The sequence below is a fragment of the Acidobacteriota bacterium genome (assembly GCA_039030395.1).
Classification (GTDB): Bacteria; Acidobacteriota; Thermoanaerobaculia; order Multivoradales; family JBCCEF01; genus JBCCEF01.
On the sequence record JBCCEF010000012.1, the window covers coordinates 1 to 23557 of the forward strand.

The 23557-nt window shown below is 72.7% G+C and carries 5 protein-coding genes; all 5 read right to left on the reverse strand.

Going from position 1 to position 23557, the window contains the following annotated elements; all coding sequences use genetic code 11:
* Positions 1 to 2422 (reverse strand): condensation domain-containing protein (locus tag AAF481_12585; protein ID MEM7482004.1); only part of this gene is annotated, 2422 nt, incomplete at its 3' end.
* Positions 2419 to 12090 (reverse strand): amino acid adenylation domain-containing protein, encoded by a 9672-nt coding sequence (locus tag AAF481_12590; GenBank protein ID MEM7482005.1) that lies wholly within the window; start codon positions 12088 to 12090, stop codon positions 2419 to 2421. The genes AAF481_12585 and AAF481_12590, both read right to left, overlap by 4 nt.
* A complete protein-coding gene (locus AAF481_12595; GenBank protein ID MEM7482006.1) occupies positions 12087 to 13139 on the reverse strand; it encodes a TauD/TfdA family dioxygenase in 1053 nt (350 codons plus the stop codon). Before AAF481_12595 ends, AAF481_12590 begins: the two co-directional genes overlap by 4 nt.
* Positions 13136 to 15031, reverse strand: coding sequence for a condensation domain-containing protein (locus AAF481_12600; GenBank protein ID MEM7482007.1), 1896 nt, complete (start codon positions 15029 to 15031; stop codon positions 13136 to 13138). The genes AAF481_12595 and AAF481_12600 overlap by 4 nt, the downstream gene beginning before the upstream one ends.
* Positions 15028 to 23382, reverse strand: coding sequence for an amino acid adenylation domain-containing protein (locus AAF481_12605; protein MEM7482008.1), 8355 nt, complete (start codon positions 23380 to 23382; stop codon positions 15028 to 15030). The genes AAF481_12600 and AAF481_12605 overlap by 4 nt, the downstream gene beginning before the upstream one ends.
* Positions 23383 to 23557: the final 175 nt, after the last annotated feature.

A 23557-nucleotide genomic window follows, 5' to 3' on the forward strand; every position in this document is an offset into this window, starting at 1 on the left:
AGCGCAGCGCCGGCGCCGGCCGCGGCCGCCCTTCCAGGCCGTTATTATCACCAACTGAAGAAGGATCGGCCAGCCCCTGCTGCAGCAGCCGGAAGGCCGAAGGCGTTTGACGGAGAACGGTCACGCCCTCGCCCTCGAGCAGATCGAGCAGTTGCTCCGGGCGGCGCGTGACCGAGCGCGGCACCAGCACCAGCCGGCCACCATGGAGCAGGGCACCCCACATCTCCCAGACCGAGAAGTCGAAGGACAGCGAGTGACACAGACTCCACACGTCGTCGGGGCCGAAGGCACCTTCGCCGAAGGCCTCCGGCCGGCAGGCGGTGTCGAACAGCCGCAAGACCTGCCGATGACTGACCGCCACCCCTTTCGGCCGGCCGGTCGAGCCGGAGGTGTAGATCAGATAAGCCAGGTCGTCCCCGCGGGCGGGTTCCGGCTCCGCGGCCGGCGCGGTGGTCGGACTCAAGAGACGCCCGGCGGCATCGACTGCGAGTTCGGGGCTGGGCTGCGCGGTGGATCCCGGCTCCGCTCGCACGAGGGCGGAGAGGGCGGCATCGTCGAGGAGCAGCGCGCGCCGCTCCGACGGGTATTCGGGGTCGATGGGAACGTAGGCCGCTCCCGCCGCCGCGGCGCCGACCATGGCCACCACCGCCCCCGGCGTCGGCTCGAGCAAGATGCCGACCCGGTCGCCGCGCCCAACGCCCATCGCGGCGAGCGCGCCGGCCAGTCGACGCGCGCGGTCGGCGAGTTCGCCGTAGGTCAGGGTCGGCCCGATGCCGGACAGCGCCGGTGCCTCGGGAGTGGCGGCGGCGTGAGCGGCGAAACGCTGCCAGAGGCCGTCCGCGGCTCGTTCTCCGACCGGGGCGACGGGTCGCGCCTCGACGGTGAGGCGGTGGCGCTCCGAGGCGCTCAAAAGGGGCAGGCGATCGAACGCCCGGTCGGGGTCGGCCAGGGCAGCATCGAAGAGGGTTTCGAGGGCCTCCAGCCAGCGCCCGGCGGCGCGCGCCGACACCCGGGTCCCGCGATGCTCCAGGTAGCCCTCATAGCCTTCCGGGCTCCGAGCCAGCGCCAGCAGCAGGTCCATCTGGGCCGCCCCCGGCGCCAGGGGTAGTGACCGCAGTTCCACGCCGTCGAGGGATGGCGTCGGCAGCGGCGGCTGCAAGGCGATCAGGACCCGGATCAGCGGTGTCTCTTCGGCCTCGCGGGCCGGCGCCAAAGCCGACACCAGGCGCTCGAACGGCAGCTCCTGGTGCTCCTGCGCTGCGAGGAGGACCTCCGCCGCTCGCCGGGCCGCTTCGCCGAGGCCGGGCCGCCCGGACAGGTCCGCCCGCAGCACCAGGGTGTTGACCAGCAGGCCCACCAGGCCCTCGAGTTCCGCCCGCGTCCGACCGGCGACCGGGGTCCCCAGGGCGAAGTCCACCTGGCCGGACAGCCGCCCCAGGAGGATCTGGAAGGCGGCGAGGATCACCGCGAAGGGCGTCACTCCGAGGCGCCGCGCCAGGTCCTCCAGCCGCCGAGCCCGCGCCGCGGACCAGCGGACCGCCAGGCGGCCGTCGGCCTCCGCGGGTCCCTCCGGCGGCGGCAGATCGAGACGCGGCAGCCCGGCCAGCCGCTGCCGCCAGAAGGCCAGCTCCGGCTCCAGCTCTCCCGCCGCCCAGCGCCGGCGCTGCTGCCGTGCGTACCGGAGATAGGTCACCGCCGGAGCCGGCAGCGAGATCGGCCGTCCGGAGCGGGTGGCACCATAGGCCGCAGCGATCTGTTCGAGGAGCAGTCCCAAGGACCAGCCGTCGGCCACCAGGTGGTGGAGTACCACGTGCAGCCGGTGGCGGTCCGGGGCCAGCCGCAGCAGATGCCAGCGGCTCGCCGGCCGGTCCTCCAGGCGGAACGGCCGGGCCGTTTCGTGGGCGACGATGCGGATCGCCTCGCTCTCGGCCGCTGCCGGCGGCAGCGCGGCGAGGTCGAGCCGCCGGAGGGAGGCCGAGGCATCCGCAACCACCCGCTGGCGGGGCATCCCGCGCGCATCGACGGAGAAGACCGTCGAGAGCGCGGGATGCGCGGCGGTCACCGCCCTTACCGCCGCGGCCAGGGCGGCAGGCCGCAGCGCACCGGTGAACTCGAGAAGCGCGGGAACGTGGTAGGTGGGGCTCGCCGGGTCGAGTTCGCGCAGGAACCAGAGGCGTTCCTGGGCGAACGACTGGGGGCCTTCGCCCGCTTCCGCAGTCTCAGGCTGCACGATGGGGGGACGGTCCGGCACCAGATCCAGAAGTGCCTGCCGCTGCCGGCGCACCTCTTGCCGCAGCGGCTCCGGAAAGCCGCCGGCGGGCGCGTCGAAACGCAGCCGATGACCCTCGCGCCAAAGACGGACGTCCAGGCGCCCGAGCTCCGCGAGGAGCCCGTCGGCGGTGCGCACGGAGGTGGCGGTCAAAGCTCCCCCACCTCCCGCTCGCTGTCGAGATCTCCCGCGGCCGGCGCCACCGCCGCGGCGGCGCCGATCGACCGCAGCGCCTCGATCCGCTGCGCCAGGGCGGCCACCGTTGGGTGATCGTAGAGATCCCGCAGACCGAGGGTCTCGACCTCGAATCGACGACGCGCCCGCACCACCAGCCGGGTGGCGGTCAGGGAGTGACCGCCGAGGTCGGTGAATCGGGCATCGCGCCCGACGACGGGGTGCTCCAGCACCTCGCTCCAGAGTTCGGCCAACGCCTCCTCCAGCTCGCCCTCGGGCCTCCGGTGATCCTCCGCCGGGTCCATCCCAGGCTCCGGCAGCGCCCGGCGGTCAACCTTGCCGGCGGCGGTGAGGGGAAGGTTCGGAAGGAACGCGATGCGGGCGGGAACCAAGGCCTGGGGCAAGCGCTCGGCGAGGCGATCGATCACCTTGGCAGCGAGCTCTTCGCCGGCCTCGCCGGCGATTTCGATGCCCTCGGCGGCCACCGCCCAGGCGTAGAGCACAGTCTCCCCGGAGCCCCGCCCGGCCACCGCCGCGGCGGCGATCTCCGGCTCGGCCACCAGCGCCGCTTCCACCTCTCCCGGTTCCACCCGCACGCCGAGCACCTTGAGCTGATCGTCGAGTCGGCCCAGGTACTCGAGTTCCGCTCGACCGTCCCTCTGCCGCCGCCATCGAACCCGGTCGCCGGTCCGGTAGGCCCGCGCCCCCGGGACGTCGCCATAGGGGTCCGGCACGAAGCGCTCTGCGGTCGATCGCGGGTTGCCCAGATAGCCTCGGGCCAACCCCGAGCCGCCCATCCACAGCTCCCCGGGCACTCCCGCCGGCACCCGCTCGCCGTCCCCGCCGAGAGCCACCACCTCCGACCGGCAGCCGCGCATCGGAATCCCGATGGATAGGGACCCGGACAGCCCGGCCAGCTCCGGCCCGTCCCAACTCGCCACGGTGCAGCCCACCACCGCCTCGGTGGGACCGTACTCGTTGTGCACCCGGCTGCCCGCGGCGCCGGCGGAAAGCCAGGCTACGTCGGGAGCCGACAGCGCCTCGCCGCCGACCACCAGATCCCAGCGCCTCCCGGCGACCTCCTCCGGCTCCAGAAACTCCCCGAGAAGCCGCGCCTGGCCCGGCGTCAGCTTGAACCGCTCCGCCTCCCCCGGCGCCACCAAAGCCCCCACCGCGGCTCCGGGATGCTCCGCCGCCAACACCACCCGACCGCCGGTCAGAAGCGGCAGCCACAGCCCCGTCACCGCCAGGTCGTAGGCCACCGGCGTCTGCACCAACCAAGTGCCGCCTTCCCCGTAGCGATCGGCTGCCCGCACCAGGTACTCGCCGAGGGCGCCGCGGCTGACCATCACTCCCTTCGGGCGACCGCTCGAACCCGAGGTGTAGATCACGTAGGCGAGAGCCTCCGAAGGCGTCGGTACCGTCACCGGCACCGGTTCGACTCCCGGCGCGGCGTCCGCCGCTTCCGGCGCGGTGGGCTCGAGGCGCATCACGCCGGGCGGATCGCCCTCTTCCCAGCACTCCTTCGAAGCCACCAGCCAGCCGGCGCCGGACACCGCCACCAGCTCCCTGCGGCGCAGCCGCGGCTGACGGCCGTCGAGCGGCAGGTAGGCCCCGCCGGCGGTGACCACCGCCAGCAGCCACGCCAACAGCTCTGGCGAACGATCGAGGTCCACCGCCACCACCGCCTCCGCGCCGACGCCGGCCGAACGCAGAAGCTCCACCCGCGCCCGCACCTCCCGCGCCAACCGGGCGCGGCTCCAAACGCCCCCGGCCCAGGTCACCGCCGGCGTATCCTCTTGCCGTTGCCACCAGGAAGCCAGGCGCTCCTCCAGCCACGCATTCCCGAACGACTTCTCCCCGGACGACGCCAGTGAGCCGCCCCGGGACCAACCGGCCAGCTCCTGCCGCTCGGCGGCGGACAGTAGGGACAGCTCCCGCCAAGGCTTCTCGGCCTGGCCGGCGATGGTCTCGAACACGCTGCGGTAGGCCTCCGCTAGCCGCTCGGCGGCGGCACCGTCGATCCGCTCCCGATCGCACGAGAGATGAAAGTCGACTTCGGCGTTGTCCGGGTCGAGGTGGAAGTTCGCCACCAGCGGGAAGCTGGTCTGCTCGTCGACGCGCGCACCCAGAACCTCCAGCTCGTCGAACCGCTCGAGGCGGCGGAAGACGTGGTAGTGGGTGAAGTAGAAGCTCGCCTCGGAGGGAGGTTCGCCGCCGAAGAACTTTCGCGTGTCGGCATAGGGGAAGCGGCGGTGCGGCAGCGTCTCGCGCTCGGCGGCGAAGACCCGCTGCACCAGATCCCGCCAGCTCCCGTCGCCCAACCGAAGGCGCAGCGGCATGCTGTTGATGAAGAGACCGAGCACCCGCTGACCGTCGGCGCTCTCCGGACGGCCGCTGGAGGTCAGGCAGGTGACCGCCTCGTCGCCGCCACTGAGCCAGGCGAGCACCCGCAGGTGCGCCGTCAGCAGCACGCTCTTGAGCGGCACCGCGGCATCGCGGGCGACTTCCTGGAGCCGACCGCACAGCTCGCCGCCGAGCGGCACCGGCAGGTCGAGAACCTCGCCGGCCTGCGCCGTCTGGACGTCTTCCTGCGCCGTGCTGTCGGACGCGCTCAGCGGCGGTAGCCGGAATGGCTCGGCGCCGGCGAGGCGGCTGCGCCAGAAGTCGCGAGTCGCCTCGTCGGCCAGGGCCCGGCGCTCGAGAGCGACAAAGTGGCGATAGGTGGTGGCGAGCGGCTCGCCCTCGATCGCCTCGCCGGCGAGCAGCGCCCGGTAGGTCAGCGCCAGCTCGGTGAGCAGACTGGCGTCGCTCCAGCCGTCGATGATCGCGTGATGGAAGCTGAGGGCGAAGTGAAAGCTGCCGTCGCCGTGGCGATGGACGGCGAAGCGCAACAGCGGCAGCCGCTCGGGATCGAAGCCGCGGCGGCGCTCTTCGGCGGCCCAGGCGGCGGCCTGCTGCTGCCCCTCTTCCGGATCCAGCCCGGTGAGGTCGACTTCCTCGAGGTCGACGACCGGCCGGCGGTGCACCAGGCAGAGCGGCTCGTCGAAGGAGCGACCGTCGAAGGTGAGGCGCAGCGCCGGATGGCGTTCCAAAGCCGAATGGAGGGCGCCCTTGAGGGCCTCGCCGTCATAGGGAGCACGCAGGTGGAGCTGCACCACGTCGTGGTAGACGCCACTGCCCGGCGCCGCTTCCCGGTGGTAGAGCATGCCGGCCTGCAGCCGAGCCTGGGGAAAGGCGTCTTCGAGCCCCTCCGGCAAGCGCTCCCGATCGGCCGCCGAAAGCAGCGCGAAGGGGGCCACATCGGGCAGCGCCGCGGTCGCCATCTCGCCCCGTCGTAGGGCCGCCCCCAAGCGGCGAACGGAGCGCTGCTCGAAGAGCGTTTCCATTGCGAAGGCGAGGCCTCGTTCGCGCGCCTTGGCCACCACCTGGAGACTGCGAATCGAGTCGCCGCCGAGTTCCAGGTAGTCGTCGTCGATCCCCACCCGCTCAACGCCCAACGCCTGAGCCCAGAGGGCCGCGAGCACCTCTTCGTGCTCGTCCCGCGGCGCCACATAGGGCGTGCGCACGCCCAGCCGTGCCGACTCCGGCGACGGCAGCGCCGCCAGGTCGATCTTGCCGCGGTCGTCGAGGGGCAACTCGGCCAGCGGCACGATGGCCGCCGGCACCATCGCCTCCGGAAGCCTGTCGGCGAGATGGCGGCGCAGCGCTTCGAGAGACGGCAGGCCATCGTCGGCCGGGACCGCCCAAGCGATCAGGCGCATCTCGCCATCGGCGCCGGGGCGCCCCGCCACCACCGCCGCGGCGACCTTCGGGCTCTGGCACAGCGCCGCTTCGACCTCCCCCGGCTCGATGCGGACGCCCGCCACCTTCACCTGGCGGTCGATGCGACCGAGATATTCGAGCTCGCCGTCGGCGGCGAAGCGAACCCGGTCGCCGGTCCGGTACATTCGGGCGCCCGGCTCGGTGGCGGCGGGATCGGGCACAAAGGCGGCGGCGGTGCGCGCCGGCCGGCCGCGGTAGCCGCGCGCCAGGCCTTGCCCGCCCAGGCGGAGCTCGCCGGCCACGCCGGGAGGCGCCGGGTGGCCGAAGGCGTCGCTGACCACCGCCCGCACCCCCGGCAGCGGCCGACCGATGGGCACAGCGCCGTCGCCCAGGTCGGCGGCGCGGATGCTGTGCACAATGCAACCGACCGTCGCCTCGGTCGGTCCGTACTCGTTGAACACCCGCGTTTCGGGCGCCCGCTGCCGCCAGGACGCCAGCGCCGAGCCGTCGAGCGCCTCACCGCCGAGAATCAGCGTCGCCGGACCGGCCGCCGGATCGATCTCCTCGGCGAGCAGACGGGCGTGGGCCGGGGTCAGTTTGAGCAGGGCGCCCTCACCGGCCGCTGTGGCCGCTTCGGCGAGGGGGCCGATCCCGACACCCTCGGCCGCCAGACGCACCGAGCCGCCGGTGACCAGGGGCAGGAGGACGGACGTGACCGTCAGATCGAAGGCGAGAGAGGTCCCCGCGACGGCGCTGAGGGCCTCGCCGCCGGAGCCGTAGTGCTCGCCGGCGCGATCGAGATAGGTGGCGAGGGCGGCGCGCGACACCTCGACTCCTTTCGGCCGGCCGCTGCTGCCGGAGGTGTAGAGCACGTAGGCCAGCGCTTCCGGCGGCACGCTCCGGGGCTCCACCTCGGCGCCCACGACCGAAGCGCTTGCGACGACCTCGGCGCCGGTGGGTGGCGCGATCTCGTCACGGCCTAGGCCGAGCGCGGTGGCATCCGGGACGATCACCGCGACCACCCCGGCGTCCGCGGCGAGGGCACTTCGGCGGCGGGAGGGATGGGATCGGTCGAGAGGCAAGTAGGCGGCGCCCGCCGCCAAGGTTCCGAGAATCGCCGCTACCGCCTCCGGACCGCGCGGCAGATCGATCGCCACCACCCGGTCGCAGCCGGCGCCCGCCTCCTGGAGGCGCAGGGCGTAACCGCCAGCCCGCCGCGCCAGGCGGCGGTAGCTCCAGGTCTCACCGTCGGCGGAGATCAGCGCCGCCGCGTCCGGCGCCTTCGCGGCGTGGGCGAAGAAGCGCTCGGCCACCATCTCCGCGCTGGGCGACGCCTCGACCTCGGTACCGCTCCAGGCGGCCAGCCGGCGCCGCTCCTCGTCGCCGAGGGGCCAGAGGGTCTCGTGACGCCCTTCGGGCTCGCCGGCGACCGCTTCCAGCACCTGCCGGTAGATTTCGCCGGCGACGTTCGATTGCTCGCGGCCGAAACGCTCGCGGTCGAAGGTCAGCTCGACCCGCACGCGATGGGTGAAGGGATCGACATGGAAGTTCGCCACTAGCGGGAAGCTGGTCGCCTCGTGGAAGTCGATGTCGAGAACCTCGAGGTCGGGCAGCTCGTCGAGGCGCGACATCAGGTGGTAGTTGGTGAAATAAAAGCTCGCCTCGGCCAGCCGCACTCCGCCGGTCAGTCGCTGGATCTCGCTCAGCGGGTAGCGCCGGAAGGGCAGCGCCGTGCGCTCGATCTCGAAGGCGCGCCGGGCGAGGTCGATCCAACGCCCGCCGGTGAGCCGCAGGCGCAGCGGCATGCTGTTCAAAAACAGCCCGAGAACGCGCTCGCCATCGGCACTCTCCGGCCGGCCGTTGACGGTGATGCAGGTGACGACATCGGGCTCGCCGGTCAAGACGGCGAGGGCGCGCAGGTGGGCGGCGAGGAGCACGCTCTTGAGCGGCACGCCGGCTCGGCGCGCCGTCCGCTCGAGGCCGTCGGACAATTCCGGCGCCACCGGTACCGTCAGCCAGCGCGGCGCCGACAGCGAGGAGCCGGCCTCCTCGGCGCCGGCCTTTCCCTCGCGCCGCACCCGGCCCGGCAATTCCGCCGACGCCAACCCGGTCAGCCTTCGGCGCCAGTACGCCTCGTGCTCGCCGTCCTCCAGGGCTTGCCGCTCGAGGGCGACGAAGTCCCGATGTCGGCTGGCGGGTACCGTCTCCAGGGGCTCGAACCCCTGCCGCAGCCGGCCGTAGCCCAGGGCCAGTTCCAAGAGCAGCGTGGCGTCGCTCCAGCCGTCGAGGATGGCGTGGTGGAAGCTGACGGAGAGCTGCATCTCGTCGTCGTTCCAGCGGTGCACGGCGAGGCGGATCAGCGGCTGTCGGGTCGGGTCGAAACCGCGCCGCCGCTCCTGCTCGATCCAGTCCGCGGCCAGAGCCGGCCGTTCTGACGCCGGAGTCGGGCGCAGGTCGAAGATCTCGAGGGCCGCCTCGCCCCGCCGCTCGACGAGCTGGAGCGGTTCGGAAAAACCGGTCAGGTCGAAACGAGTGCGCAGCGCCGGGTGGCGAGCGACCAGCAGTTCGACGGCGCGGTGGAGAGCCCGGGCGTCGAAATCGACCCGTAGCTGGTAGCAGAAGACATCGTGGTAGCGACCCGCCTCCGGACGCGCCGCTAGATGAAAGATCATCCCCGCCTGCAGGCGCGACAGCGGATAGGCATCTTCAAGCCCGTCCGGCAAGCGCTCCCGATCGGCCGGCGTAAGCCACGAGAAGGGTTCCGGCGGCGCCGCCGGTGGCGCCGGGCGGCGCTCCGCCAGGGCGGCCGCCAGACGGCGGACGGTGCGGTGCTCGAAGAGGTCCGGAAGGGTGAGTTCGATGCCCCGCTCTTGAGCCAGGGACACCGCCGGAATGGCTCGGATGGAGTCGCCGCCGAGGGCGAAGAAATCGTCGTCGATGCCAACCCGGTCGATGCCGAGGGCGCGGCACCAGGCCGCCGCCAGAAGCTCCTCCTCGACGGTTCGGGGCATGCCGCCGTCACCGCCGGCTTGCGCTCCCGCCTCGGGCAGGGCGGCGCGGTCGAGCTTGCCGGCGGCGGTGCGCGGCAGCGCCGCGAGGGGTACGAAGGCCGCCGGTAGCGCCGGCTCCGGCAGCCAGGCAGCGAGGTGGGCGCGCAGGTCGCCCACCGCGACCGGAGACTCCGGGCTCGTCGGCACGTAGAAGGCGACCAGCCGCACATCGGCGCCGCTATCGTTACCGTCACCGTGCAGCGCCGCCGCGGCCTCCACGACCCCTGAATGCGTCGCCAGGGCGGCCTCGACCTCCCCCGGCTCGATGCGGACTCCGCGCACCTTGATCTGGTCGTCGGCGCGGCCGAGGAACTCGAGCTGTCCGTCTGGGAGCCAACGGGCGCGATCGCCGGTGCGGTAGAGCCGGGCGCCCGGCTCACCGGCGAATGGATCCGGGAGAAAGCGCACGGCGGTCTGCCCCGGTCGTCCGAGGTAGCCGCGGGTGACCCCCGAACCGCCGACATAGAGCTCACCGGCGGCTCCCGCAGGCACCGGTGACCCGACCCGGTCGAGGACGTGCGCTCGGGCACCGGCGATGGGAGCGCCGATCGGCACCGCGTCGCTCTGCCAGGGGCTGTCGCCGGCGCGTCCGGCGATGCACCCTACGGTGCATTCCGTCGGACCGTACTCGTTCCACACCGGCCGATCGCTCCACCCTTCAAGATCGGCACCGTGGAGCGCCTCGCCGCCGACCACTAGACCCTCCGCCGGCGCACCGGCGCCCTGCGGACGAGCCGCGGCCAATAGCCGCAGGTGACTCGGGGTCAGTTTCAGGAACCGGAAGCCGTCGCGCTCGGCGAGTAGCCGGACCAATCCCTCGGCTCCTGGCCGCGGCGGCACCGGCACCAGGGTCCCCCCGGCGAGGAGCGGCGTCAGTAGACTGGTGACCGCAAGATCGAAAGCGAGGGAGCCGTGGAGCGGCACCGGGCCAGGTTCCGCGGCATAGGTGGTTCGCGCCCAGGTGAGATAGGCATCGAGCGCGCCGTGCGGCACCATCACCCCCTTCGGCTCACCGGTCGAGCCGGAGGTGTAGATCACCAGCGCGAGGGACTCCGCACAGGGTGCTGGAGACCCGGCCTCTTCCCCTTCCGTCTCGCTGCCGTCACCGGTTTCGGCGAGGGCGGAATCGGCCAGGTCGACCCGTTCGAGTTCCGCGAGGACCTCGGGCACCGGCTGATCCGCCGCGCTCACCAACAGCCGGCAGCCGGCGTCACGAACCGCATGGGCGAGCCGTGCCGGCGGGTGTTCGGGATCGAGGGGCAGGCAAGCGGCCCTGGCTTCGAGGACGGCGAACACTGCGACCGCCGCGGGTGCGCCCGGCGAAGCGAGCACTGCGACGATGTCTTCGTCGCGAACTCCCTTGCGCCGGAGGAGGCGCGCACCCGCGGCGGCTCGCCGCCTAAACTCTTCATAAGTGAGCGTGCCCAGTTCCGGATCTTCGACCGCCGGTGCCGCCGGCCGGCGGGCCGCTAGTGCCGCGATCCGCCGAGGGACCGGGACGAACTCCACCGGGTCGGCCCCCCGGCTCCAGGCGAGCAGCCGGCGGCCGGCCGCCTCGCCCACCGCCGAGAGCTGGCCGAGCGGTACCTCCGGCCGGTCGAGCGCCTGTCGGCCGAGGGACGCCAACGCAGCGGCCAACTCCTCGACCGCCGCTTCGGCCCACACTTCGCCGTCGGCGACCAACTCGAGGGAGCCGCCTCTGGCGGAGGCAACCCGGCGCAGGCGCAGCGCAATAGGCGCCACTTCGCACTCGACGTCCGCCGCCCGCACCGTCGCCTCGCCGGCCTCGAAAGCGTCGCCCAGCTCCACCCGCTCGAAGCCGACCGCCTGGCCGTTCGGCATGCCGCCGGCATCGCGCCCGGCGGCCGCGTAACCGTCGGCCCACTCCTCCGCCTCGGCCAGCCGCTCCTGCCACCGCCGGACCGCTACGGCGACCGCCTCGCCACCGGCCGGTTCCGCGATCACCGGCAGGTCCCGCTCCAGCAGCCCCGGCATTCCCTCCAGCTCGGCGAAACGCCGGCTCTCGGCGATCATTCGGAGGCTCCACGGCCCGGCCGCCGGGGAGGCGTCGAAGCGCACCAGCAGCTCGCTCCACAGGGCCGGCCAGATGGCCCCCTCGGCCCCCTTGCCGGCGGCCCGGCGAGCGACCGTCTCGAGCTCGTCGAGGGCCGCCTCGGCGAGCGGCACGGTCACTCGCAAGCGCCCTCCCGGGCGCGGCCCGCGGCCGGCGAGGGGCAGCCGCGGCGGCGGCGCGGGCGTCAGGCCCTGCCAGTGGGCCGCCGCCTGTCGTCCTTCCTCGCTGGCCGCCATCTCCTCCAGCCAGGCGGCGTACTGCGCATACTGGATACCCGGCTCGAGTTCGCCCGCCAGCGCCGCCGCCAGCGAGGCGGCCAAGGCGCGGGCGGAAGCGGCATCGGCGCCGAGGGACGCCATCCCCACGACCACCGCCCAGCGGCCGTCGCCGAGAGGCGCAAGAGCTGCCCGCAGCGGCCCAGGACCGGCCTCCCGCTCTCGCCGCCACAGGCGCTCGACGGCCGACGTAGGTTCCTCGCCGCCATCGCCGAGAGCGAGCAGCGTGACCTCCGGCGACAGCTCGCCGGGAACCTGCACCGCCACACCGAGCTCCGGTGGCTCGCGGAAGGCCGCGGTCAGCACCTCGTGCGCCCGCACCGCTTCCTCGAGCGCTCCGCGCAGTCGCGCCCCGTCGGCCATCCCTGTGACCTCGAGGCGCAGCACCGTTCGCCGATCACGGCCCCCCGGCAGCGACCACAGTCGGCTCTGCTGAGGCGACAGCGGATAGCCGGCCAGGGTCGGAGGCGAGGTCACGGTCATGGCGCCGTCTCCGGCAGCTCCGCGGCCTCGATCGGCTCGGTCATCGCGGTCAGAATCCGGCGCTCTCCGCGAAACGGCTCGCGGCCGTGGGCGACGAGCATGTTGTCGAGCATCAGCAGGTCGCCGCGGCGCCAGGGGAACGAGATGGTCTCGTCGCGGTATGCCTGGCGTAGAGCAGCCATCGTCTCGGCTTCGATCTCACTGCCATCGCCGTAGTAGGTGTGGTTGGGCAGCTCCTCGCGCGGGAACAGCGCTTCCAACCCTTCGCGCACGGCGTCCGGCAGCGTCGAGAGGTGGAAGAACGTGCCGTGGTTGAACCAGATCGGCTCGTCTGTGCCCGGATGCCGCACCACCGCCGGCGCCCGCCGCTCGGTGCGCAGGCGGTCGCCGGCGAGCCACTCGATCCGGTAGCCGGCGGCGGTGGCATAGCCCTCGGCCTCTTCGCGGGAATCGGTTTGAAAGACGGTCTGCCAGGACAGACCGACCAGGTCACTGAAGTTTCGCCGGTAGAGGATGCCGCGCTCCTCGAAGCGGCGACGCATTTCCTCGGGGATCCGGTCGTACACCCGGCGCACGTCGGCGAGCGGGGTGGCGCCTCCCTCATCGGGCTCGATGTCACAGAAAAAGAAAATCCGCGCCGGCCAGCGGTGCGCGTAGGAATTCTCGTTGTGGAGAAAAATCGGTTGATCCGGCGGGTAGTCGGTGGAGGTGTAGACCCGCCCGGATACCTCGCTCCGCGGCGAGGACCGCTCCTTGTACTCGAGGGCTTCGCCGCCCAGCGCCTCAACGGCACGCTGGAACCCCTCCGGCCCGTCGATATGGAAGCCGCGAAAGAGGATGCCGCCGGCGGTGGCGAGCTCGCGGTCGAAGGTTGCCCGTTGGCCGCGGGCCCAGGCCGCGAAATCGCCGCCGGTTCTTTCTGGCTCGATCAATAGCGGCAACTCGGCCAAACCCGGAAGAGTGGAGCGGCGGACGGTGAGTTCGGAGTCGACGGTGACCGTCCGGGGGCGAATGCTTCCCAGGCCGGCGAGGCTCGGCTTCTGAGTCATGAGGGAATCTCCTTGTCGGTCTCTTGGTCTCGATCGATGGCTTTCGCCGCAGCGGCGCGCAGGCGTTCAAGACCCGCCCGCCGGTAGGCGCCGCGAGCGACCTCCCCGGCCTGCGCCAGGTGGGCCTGGACGGCGGTCAGCAGATCGCCGAGGGGCCGGTCCCCATCGCAGGCGGCGATCTCGCCGAGCAGCCACTCGACGTCGCTCAACAGACCTTCCGTCTCCGGCACCCGCGCACCGTCGGCGAGACCCTCGAGGGAGAGCGCTTCACCCGGCGTGGCGCGCAGCAGCAGCGGATAGTGGGTGTGCCCGGCCAGCTCGAAGCCGGCGAGCGCGAGGCCGGCGCCCGAGGCGTCGCCGGTGAAGACGTTCTGCACCACCAGCACCGTCTCGAACAGCGGCTCACGACCCCGGCCGCTCCAGCGCTGCACCACCGTGAGCGGCGTCTGCTCGTGGGCGCGCAACTCGTGAACCCGCTCCTGCACCTCCGCCAGCCATTCGCCGAACGGGCGGTTCGGCGGCAGCTCGAGGCGCAGCGGCAGGGTGTGGATGAAGAGACCCACCATCGCCTCCGCTCCCGGCAGGTCGGCGGGACGGCCGGCGACGACCGTTCCGAACACCACTTCCCGCCGCGCCGGAGCAGCGGCGGAGGCAAGGCGCAACGCCCACGCCGCGTGGAGGGCCGTGCTGACGGTCAGGCCGGCCCGGCGGCTTCGCAGGCGCAGGTCCCGGTAGGTCTCGGCGCGCAGAGGCCGAATCCAGTACCGGTGCTCCGGCGGCCGGCCGGGGCCGCGATCGCCCGGCGGCGGAGTCGGCTCCGCCGCTCCGTAGAGGCGGCGCCAGAAGGCCTCCGATGCCTCGGGATCGAAGGTTGCGCTGCGGGCGACGTGGCGCGCAAAGGCCGGAGCCGGCGGCAGCGCCGCTCCCTCGCCACCGGCCTCCTCGCCATAGAGAGCGAGGAGCTCCCGCACCAGCACGACCAGCGACCAGGCGTCGTGGGCCATGTGGTGGTGGGTCCACAGCAAACGGTGGCAGGGACGGCCGTCGCGATCCGGACAACGGACCAGGGTCAAACGGAAGAGCGGCGGGCGGTCGAGTTCGAGAGGGCGCCGCCGATCCTCCTCGAGCCGCTCGGCGATCCGCGCCTCGACCTCCGCCGACGAGAGTTGCCGCAGGTCGAGATCTTCGATCCCGGTGTCCACCTCGGCATGTACGAGCTGGATCGGGCGCTCGACGCCGCGCCAAAGGAAGGCAGTACGCATCGCCGGATGCCGCGCCGCCAGGCGCCGCCAGGCGCGGCCGAAGGCGGCCCGGTCGAGGGCGCCGACGACCGTCGCCAGACCGTGGTCGCGATAGAGGTCGGGATCCTCGTCGGCGAGGACGTGGAAGAGCATGCCCGCCTGGACCGGGGTCAGCGGGTAGGCGTCTTCGATTCCCGGATGCTCCTGCCGCAGCCGCGCCAAGCGCTCCGAGGAGAAGGCGAGCAGGGTGAAGGGCTCCGGATCCCCCGCCGACGAGGAGTGCGCCGATGAAGCCCCCTTCACCCTCTCGGCGCGCGCCGCGAGGTCGCCGAGCACCGGCGTCTCGAAGACCTCCCGGGTGTCGAGCGAGAGGCCTCGGTACCGTGCCCGGGCGACCATCTGCAGGCAGGAAATCGAATCGCCGCCGAGCTGGAAGAAGTCATCCCGGGCGCCCACCCGCTCGACCTCGAGTACCTCTTGCCAGATCCCGGCGAGAGTACGCGCCGCATCGTCGGCAGGCTCCTCGTAGGGCGGCCGCTCGCGACCGAGGGAGAGCCCTTCGGCGTCCAAGAGCTTCTCCAGCAGGCGGCGCTTCTCCGGCGACAGGGCCGCCACCTCGGCCCCCAGATCCGGGCGATTCGGAGCGCTCATCGCTCCTCCCCCACGGCCGCCAACCGTTCCCGGGCCTCAGCGTCCGAGAGTTCTCGCACCGCGGCCAACAGCTCAGCGAGGCGGGCCTCTCCGGCCGGCGCCGGCAGGGCCCGGCGGTCGATCTTTCCGCTTCCGGTGCGGGGCAGGTCCTCCACCGTCACCAACTCGGCCGGCACCATAAAGTGCGGCAGGCGGGCCGCCAGCGAGCGGCGCAGGGCGGCGAGATCGGGCTGCGGGCGCCGCGGCACAATCCAGCCGACGAGCCGCGCGTCACGTTCCGAGCCGCGCAGATCGACGGCCGCTTCGCGCACCTCCGGCAGCTCGAGCAACGCCGCCTCCACTTCCCCGGGCTCGATGCGCTGTCCGCGCAGCTTGAACTGGGCGTCCAGCCGGCCGAGGTACTCGATCACTCCATCGGCCCGCCGCCGGCGGGCGCGGTCGCCGGTGCGGTAGAGGCGATCGCCCGGCGCTTCGGCGAGGGGATCCGGAACGAAGCGCTCGGCGGTGAGCGCCGGGCGGCCGAGGTAGCCCCGAGCGAGCTGCACGCCGCCCAGCGCCAGTTCGCCGGCGACGCCGGCGGCGAGCGGCACGCCGAAGCGATCGAGAATGCGCATTCGGGTATTCGCCACCGGCAACCCGAGGGGCACCGGACCGGCAGCGTCCTCCGGCGTGCAGCGGTGGGCGGTGACTTCGATCGCCGCCTCGGTCGGGCCGTACAGGTTGTGGAGCGCCGGCCCGGGCTGCGGAAAGACCTGGAAGAATCTCGCCACCAGGTCCGGCGCCAGCGCCTCGCCGCTGGCCACCACCCGCCGCAGGACGCCGCCGCAGCGGACGGCCTCCGGGTCGTCGAGAAACAGCCGCAGGAGCGAGGGCACGAAGTGGGCCGTGGTGATCGCCTCGTCGCGAATCAGCGCGGCGAGGGACGCGGGGTCGATGCGCTCCGGCGGTGCCATCACCACCCGGCCGCCGGCGACCAGCGGCCAGAACAGCTCCCAGAGAGAGACGTCGAACCCGATCGAGGTTTTGTGCAGCACGGCCTCGCCGGGCTCGAGCGGCATCTCGGCCTGCCCCCAAAGCAACCGGTTGACCAGGGAGCGGTGGCTCACCGCCACCCCCTTCGGCCGGCCGGTCGAGCCGGAGGTGTAGAAGACGTAGGCCAGCCGATCCGGATCGGCCGAAACCCGAGAGTCCAGGCGGCCGCCCTCGCCGCCGTTTTCGTAGCTCCCGGCGTCGTCAACGCGCAGCAGGAGGCCCCGGCGCGCCAGTTCGGCGAGGGCGGGCGCCCGCCGCAGGCTGGCGGCGTCGGCCACCACCACCGGCCGCTCACCGCCGCTCAGGGCGTCGCCGGCGATCCACGCCAGGCGCTCTTCCGGGTGCTCCGGATCGAGGGGAAGAAAGGCCGCGCCGGCGGCGGCCACGCCGAGCAGAGCGACCAGCAGACCGGACGACCGCTCGCAGCAGACGGCGACGGGGTGTTCATCTACCACCCCGGCCGAGACCAGGCGGGCCGCCAGGGCGCGGAAGCGGCGGGTCAGCTCGCCGTAGGTCAGGGCGCGCTCGCCGCAGCGCACCGCCTCGCGGGTGGGGTACCGCCGGGCGGTGCTGGCGACCAGCTCGTGCAGCACCTCGTCGCCTTGCGGGAACACGGCGGCGGTGGCGTTCCAGCGTCGCTCGCGCTGGCGGTCGGCGGCCGCCAGCAGCGGACGCTCCAGGTGGCCGGCTGCGGGATTGGCCGCCGCCGCCGACAGCGCCTCCAGGTAAAGCTCCACGATCTCCTCCGCCAGTTCGGCGTCCGGTCCGCCGGCGGACGGCGGCCGGGTGTCGAGGGCGACCTCGAGGCGGCCCGACTCGTGGTCGAGATGGAGCTGGGCGGTCAACGGATAGTAGGTCTGATCGCTGGCGTCGCCGGCGACGATCTCGAGCCCCGGGATCCCGACGAGCTCGCGGTAGACGTGAAAGTGGGTGAAGTTGAACAGCCCGTCGAACAGCAGCTCGCCGTTGTTCTTCCGCACCAGCTCCGCCATCGGATACCGCCGGTACGGCAGCATTTGCCGCTCCGCCGCGGCGGCGGCGGCGGCGAGGTCCGCCCAGCTCCGATTCCCCAGGCGCAATCGCAGGCAAACCGGGTTCAAGAACAGGCCGAGGGTACGGTCCGCGTCCGGCAGGTCCGGCCGACCGTGGAACAGCATGCCGGTGAGAACGTCGTCTTCGCCGGTGATCCGGCCCATGACGACGGCATGAACCGCCAGCAGCAAGCTCTTGAGCGGTAGGGCGAGGCGCTCCGCCGCCGCCACCAGCGCCGCGCCAACGACCGGTGAAGTCCGCCGCCGCACTCTCCCCGCCGAATGCTGCGAAACGGCTTCCGGCAATCGGCCGCGGGGCGCATCGGCGATCACCCGGCACCAGTATTCGCTCGGCTCCGGCGACTCCAGGGCCGCAAGCTCGAGGGCCACGTGGTGGCGTGGGGCCGCCGAGGGCGACGGACGCTCCGTGACCGGTCCTCCGGCGGCCCGCAGGGCGTAGTCCTCGAGGAGCTCGCGTAGCAGCCGGGCGACGCTCCAGCCGTCGAGGATCGGCTCGGCGACGGTGAGCTGGAAGTCGTCCTCGGCAAGGCGATGGACAGTGACCCGCAGCAGGGGCGGACGGCGCCAATCAAACCCTCGGCGGGGTTCGCCAGCGAGCCAGCCCTGGAGTGCCGAGCGCCGTTCCGATGGCGACATGGGTCGGAGGTCGACGACCTTTGGATGCACCGTGAGCCGGCGGTGAACCCGCTGCAGAGACCGGCGGAAACCGCCGAGGTCGAAGCTCGTTCGCAGCGCCGGGTGACGCGCCACCAGGGCGGTGAGCGCGGCAGCCAGGGCGGTGCCGTCAAAACGACCGCGCAGCCGGACGGTGGTGACGTAGACCTCGTAATCGGAGCTGTGCCCGCAGTGGAAGATCAAACCGGCGTAGACGCGGCTCAGCGGGTAGGCGTCCTCGAGCTCCGGATCTTCGGCGAGAAGCCGTTCGTCCGCCCGCAGCAGCTCGAAGGGCTCCGCTACTCCGTCCGCCGCGCCGGACTCCCTCGCCGGCCGGGCGACGGCCGCCAGCGCCGCCAGGGTCGGATGGCCGAAGACGTCGTCGAGAACCAACTCCAGCCCCGATTCACGCGCCCCGGCCACTACCTGGAGAGCGCGGATCGAGTCGCCGCCGAGAGCAAAAAAGCTTGCCTCGCGGCCGGTCACCGGAGTTTCGAGCACCCGCTGCCAAACCGCCGCCAGGGCAGCCTCGGCTTCGCCCCGGGGCGGTTCGCCAGCGACGGCGACCGCAGGTGGGGCCGGCAGCGAGCGCCGGTCGAGCTTGCCGCTCGCGGTCAACGGCAATCGATCCATCGCCACCAGCCGCGAGGGCACCAGAGCGGCGGGCAGCCGCTCCCCGAGGCGACGCCTCAGGGAATCCTCAGCGATGCCCTCGCCGGCGACCTCTGCCGTGTCCTCGCTGGCGGCCGGCTCCCAGTAGGCGACCAGCCGCCCGTCGATCTCCACCACCGCCGCCCGGCGCACGGCCGGGTCAGCGGCCAGCGCCGCCTCCACTTCGCCCGGCTCGATCCGCACGCCGCGCACCTTGACCTGGCGGTCGACGCGGCCGAGGAACTCGATGGCGCCGTCGGCCCGGCGCCGCACCCGGTCGCCGCTGCGATAGGCGCGCGCGCCGGGCTCCGAAGCACCGGCTTCGGGCACGAAGGTCGCGGCGGTGCGAACCGGGTCGCCCAAGTAACCGCGCGCCAGGCCGGCACCGGCGATATGGAGCTCCCCGGGAACGCCCACCGGAACCGGACGGAACTCGCCGTCGAGGACGTGGAGACGGATGCCGTCGATGGGATGGCCGATCGGCGGCGCGGCCTCCCCTGCCGCCGGTTCACAGCGCCACCAGCTCACATCGATCGCCGCTTCCGTCGGGCCGTAGAGGTTGAACAACTCGCACCGGACCGGCCGGCGCTCGAAGAAGCGCGCAACGTGCGCGCCGGTCAGCGCCTCACCGCTGGTCACCAACCGGCGCAGCGAGCGCAACTCGGGCAGGTCCTCGACTTCGAGGAACGGAGCCAGCAGGGAGGGAACGAAGTGCAACGTAGTGGCACCGAAGCGCTCGATCGCAGCGGCCAGATACTCCGGATCGCGCTGGCCGCCGGGCCGCGCCACCACCACCGCCGCGCCCACCATCAGCGGCCAGAACATCTCCCACACCGAGACGTCAAAGCCGGCCGGCGTTTTGTGCAGCACGCGCTCACCATGCTCCAGTACAAGGGCATCCTGCATCCAGACCAAGCGGTTGAGCAGGGCGCCGTGGGGGACGATCACGCCCTTCCGTTGACCGGTCGAGCCGGAGGTGAAAAGCACATAGGCCGGATGCTCGGGCTCGAGCCTGGGCGGCCGCCAATCGGGATCTTCAGCAGCATCCGGAGCTTCGGAACCCACGTCCGCGAAGCGCAGCACCGGCGGGCCGTCGGTGGGTAGAGCCGGCTCGCCATCGACGACGAGAATCACCGCCGGCCGGGCCGCCGCCAGCATCGCTTCCACCCGGGCGGACGGCTCGCTTGACGGCAGCGGCAGGTACGCGGCACCGGCGAAGAAGACCGAGAGAAAGCCGACGAGGCGCTTCGTTGAGCGCTCACCGACAACCGCAACCACCGCCTCCGGGCCGACTCCGAAGGTCTGGAGCCGCGCCGCCACGGCCCGGGCGCGGGCGATGAGTTCTTCGTAGCGCATCTCGCCCGACTCGCCGATCAGGGCCGGGGCCTGCGGGTAGCGCCGGGCGGCCGCGACGATTCGATCCGGCACCAGCGCACCCCCGACGGTCCCCGCCCCGGTGTCATTCCATGCCGCTAGCTGTCGCCGCTCGGCGAGGGACAGCAGGGGCAGCTCCGACAAGCGCCTGGCGGGCTCGGCGGCGGCCGCCGACAGCAGGCTGGCAAGATGATCGAGCAGGCGCCGAGCCGTTGCCGCGTCGTAGAGGTCTCGGTCAAACAGCAGATCGAGGAGCAACCCACCCCCCGGCGCCGACGCCGCCGTCAGCTCGAGTTCGACCTGGCATGCGCACCGCTCCAGCGGGAACGACACCAAACCCAGCCCGCCGGCCTGGACCTTGACTCCGGGCACGCCGAGCGCGAAGCCGGCGAGGAGATCGGCACGCGAGGAGTCCCCGCTGCTCGGCCTAGGCGGCCCCGCCCCTCCACGACGGACCGCTTGCCAGTTGACCACCGTCTGGGCCAGCAGCGGACGCGAAGGATCGCGCTCCCCGAGAGAATGACTGAGCAGCTCGCCGATCCACTCGGTCAGCGGCACCTCGGCACGCTCCAGCGCGCCCCGCAGCGCCTGGCCTTCCGCCGCCGCGATCTGCGCGAAGGAGTCGCGGGCGCCGACGGCGTTGCGGACGAGAGTTCGTTCGACCAGATACCCGACCGTACGGGCGAGGGCCGGATGATCCCGCCCAGCGGACGGGGTCGCGATCAGCAAATCCCCTCCCCCGCCGTGTCGCAGAAGGAGCGCGCGCCAGCCGGCGAGGAGCGCCGTGAAGGGAGTCACCCCGGTGGCCGCAGCGATCTTCTCGAGGTCCGAAGATAGATCCCTGGGGGTGCGCTGCACGCTGGCGGCACGCCCGCGGAAGCGGGCCGGGCGGGGACGGTCCGTCGCCAGATCGAGATCTTCCGGCGGCGGATCGAGGGCGCGGCGCCAGGCACCTCGCAGTCGGTCTCCGCGTTCGCCGGTGAGTCGCTTCCTTCGCCAGCGATCAACCGCCGGTGGATCGGTCGCCACCGGCGCCAGCGCCGAGTCGCCGTCCGCTACCAGGTCGCCGAGCTCGTCGATCATCACAGTGAAGGAACCGAGGTCAGCGACCAGGTGGTGCACCGCGAGGAGCAGGACATCGCGGCCGGCCGGCCGGCGAAAGAGGCGGAGGCGGACCGCCGGCGCGGTTGCCAGATCGAACGGCCGGTGGGCCTCGGCGATCGCGCTGCGGCGCAGGCGGGATCGGCTCCAGCCGGCGGCCTCGATCACCTGCCAATCCGGTGCGGCCTCGGCCAGAATCTCCTGTACGGCGCCGGCATCGGCCGCCGGAAAACGCGTCCGGAGAGCGGCGTGTCGCTCGGTCAAGGTGGTGACCGCCGCGGCCAAGCGATCCGCGTCCGTCGCCGCGTCGAGTTCCGCGGCGGCGGCGATGTGCAGGGCGGCCGAGTCGGGATCACGGCGCCACTCGATCCACAGCCCGAGCTGCGCCGGCGACAGCGGGTAGCGGCCCGGCGCCCCCGGCGGTTCCGGAGCGGCCGCATCGCCAGCGGCCGCCGACAGCGTCGTGGCGATCGCCACCAGCGACGCACCGCCGAGCAGGTCGGCCGCGCTGAGCGCACTTCCGAGGGTCTGCGTGATGCGGTGAGCCAGCTCCGAGGCGGCGAGGGAGTCGAGACCCTGTTCGACCAGCGGCCGCTCCGGGTCGACGGCACCTTCCAGGCACTCTTCGGCGGCGCCTTCGAGCCAGTCGAGCACCGCCCGCCGGCACGCCTCCGCGCCACCGCCGGGAGCTGGCACCTTGGGCACCCCGTCCACGGAAGTGGCGAGCAAAACCCGCTCGACGGCGGCCGAATCCACGGCGGGAAGCTCGACGACGGGCAGATCGCCGGCGAGCCATGCCGACCGGCACGCCGACCGCCGGACCTTGCCCGACGTCGTTCGGGGAATGGCGCCGGCGCTCACCGGAACGACGACGGCGGCCACCTCCATCTCCGCGGCGATCGCCGCACGCACGGCGGCCGAGACCCGGGCCACTTCGTCGGGCCGGGGTCGGCGACCGACTTCGATGACGGCCACCGCCCGAGGGTCGCCCTCGACCTCGGCCTCGAAGGCCGCCGCTCCGCCGACGCCCTTCGAGGCCGTGGCGATGGCCTCTAGGTCGTGCGGATGGAGATTGCGGCCGCGCAGCACCATCAGATCGAGCAGCCGGCCGGCGACGAACAGGTCGCCGGCCTCGTCGACGAAGCCGAGATCGCCGGTGCGCAGGTAGGTCCGCCCTTCGCTCTCACCGACCAAGCGGGCGCCGAAGGTGCGCGCCGTTTCCCGCCGGCGACCCCAGTAACCGGCCGCGACGCTCTCGCCGCTCACCCAGATTTCCCCCACCTGTCCGCTCGGCAGCGGCTGCCGGTGGAGCGGCTCGACCACGGCGACACGCTGGTCGCCGCGCGGCCGGCCGCAGGCGACGAGCGGGCGCCCATCGGAGGCGCGAGAAGCCTCGGCACGGTGTCCTTCGAGGGCCGACGAATCGAACCTCTCGACCCGAGCGCCGGAGCCCGCTTCCCCGCCGGTGACGAACAGGGTCGCCTCCGCCAAGCCGTAGCAGGGGAAGAACACCGAGCGGTCGAATCCGGCCGGTGCGAACGCCTCGGCGAAATCGTTCATGGTGTCGGCGCGCACCGGCTCGGCGCCGTTGAAGGCGACCCGCCAAGACGACAGGTCCAGGCCTGCACGGTCGTCCGGAGGGATCCGCCGCAGGCAGTGGGCGTAGCCGAAATCGGGACCGCCGCTGGTGGTACCGCGGTAGCGATCGATCGCTTCCAGCCAGCGGCGCGGCCGCTGAACGAAGGAGGCGGGCGGCATCAGAACGCAGGTGGCGCCGCAGTAGAGCGGCTGGAGGACCGCGCCCAGGAGCCCCATGTCGTGGTAGAGCGGCAGCCAGCTCACCACCACCGAGCGCTCGGACTGACCGAAGGCGGCGCGGATCTGCTCCTGGTTGTGCAGCAGGTTGCGGTGGCGAACCACCACCCCGCGCGGCCGTCGGGTCGAACCGGAGGTGTACTGGATCAGAGCCACGGCGTCCGCATCGGCGTCACCGAAACGCCCGTCGGATCGCGGGCCGTCCGAGTCTCCCCGGTCGTCGTGGTCACCGACGGAGATCGACTCCAGCGCCTCCAGCTCAGGGTAGAGCCGCTTCCCTCGACCGACCACGCCGCCATCGTCGAGCAACCAGCGCGGCCGAGCGTCCGCCAGCACCGCTTCGAGCGCCGGCGAGCTACGGCCGGGGCGCGGCGGCGACAGCGGAACGGCAATCCGACCGGAATACAGACATCCGACGAAAGCCACGACGAAGTCGAGACCGGGAGGCAGAATCAGAAGCGCCCGGTCGCCGGCTTGGCCGGTGTCTTGTAGGCGCGTCGCCAGCGCCCGCGCCCGGCGGTCGAGCTCGCCATAGGTCAGCTCTTCGACGAGTTCTTCACCGCGGGCGAGGAAACGAAACGCCGTGCGCTCGGGATGGTCGCTGGCGCGCCACCGCACGATCTGGTCGAAGACCACCGCCCCGGAATAGGCAGCGTGATTCGAGACCGTCACGTCATGGGTCTCCTGAGCCGAAGCGATGCCACCCGCAAGGTGCGAGCGCAATGCCTCGGTATCTGGCCTTGCCGGATGAGACTCCGGCGAACTAGATGGCTTCTAGACCTTGCCCATCGGGAGGTCGGCAGCGGGGCCGGTGGATCACCGACAGGGGCTGTGAGTCACCCTCCGC

Coding starts and splice junctions, on each gene's coding strand:
- AAF481_12595 (MEM7482006.1), bottom strand. CDS start 13,139: ATGACTCAGAAGCCGAGCCTCGCCGGCCTGGGAAGCATTCGCCCCCGG.
- AAF481_12600 (MEM7482007.1), bottom strand. CDS start 15,031: ATGAGCGCTCCGAATCGCCCGGATCTGGGGGCCGAGGTGGCGGCCCTG.
- AAF481_12590 (MEM7482005.1), bottom strand. CDS start 12,090: ATGACCGTGACCTCGCCTCCGACCCTGGCCGGCTATCCGCTGTCGCCT.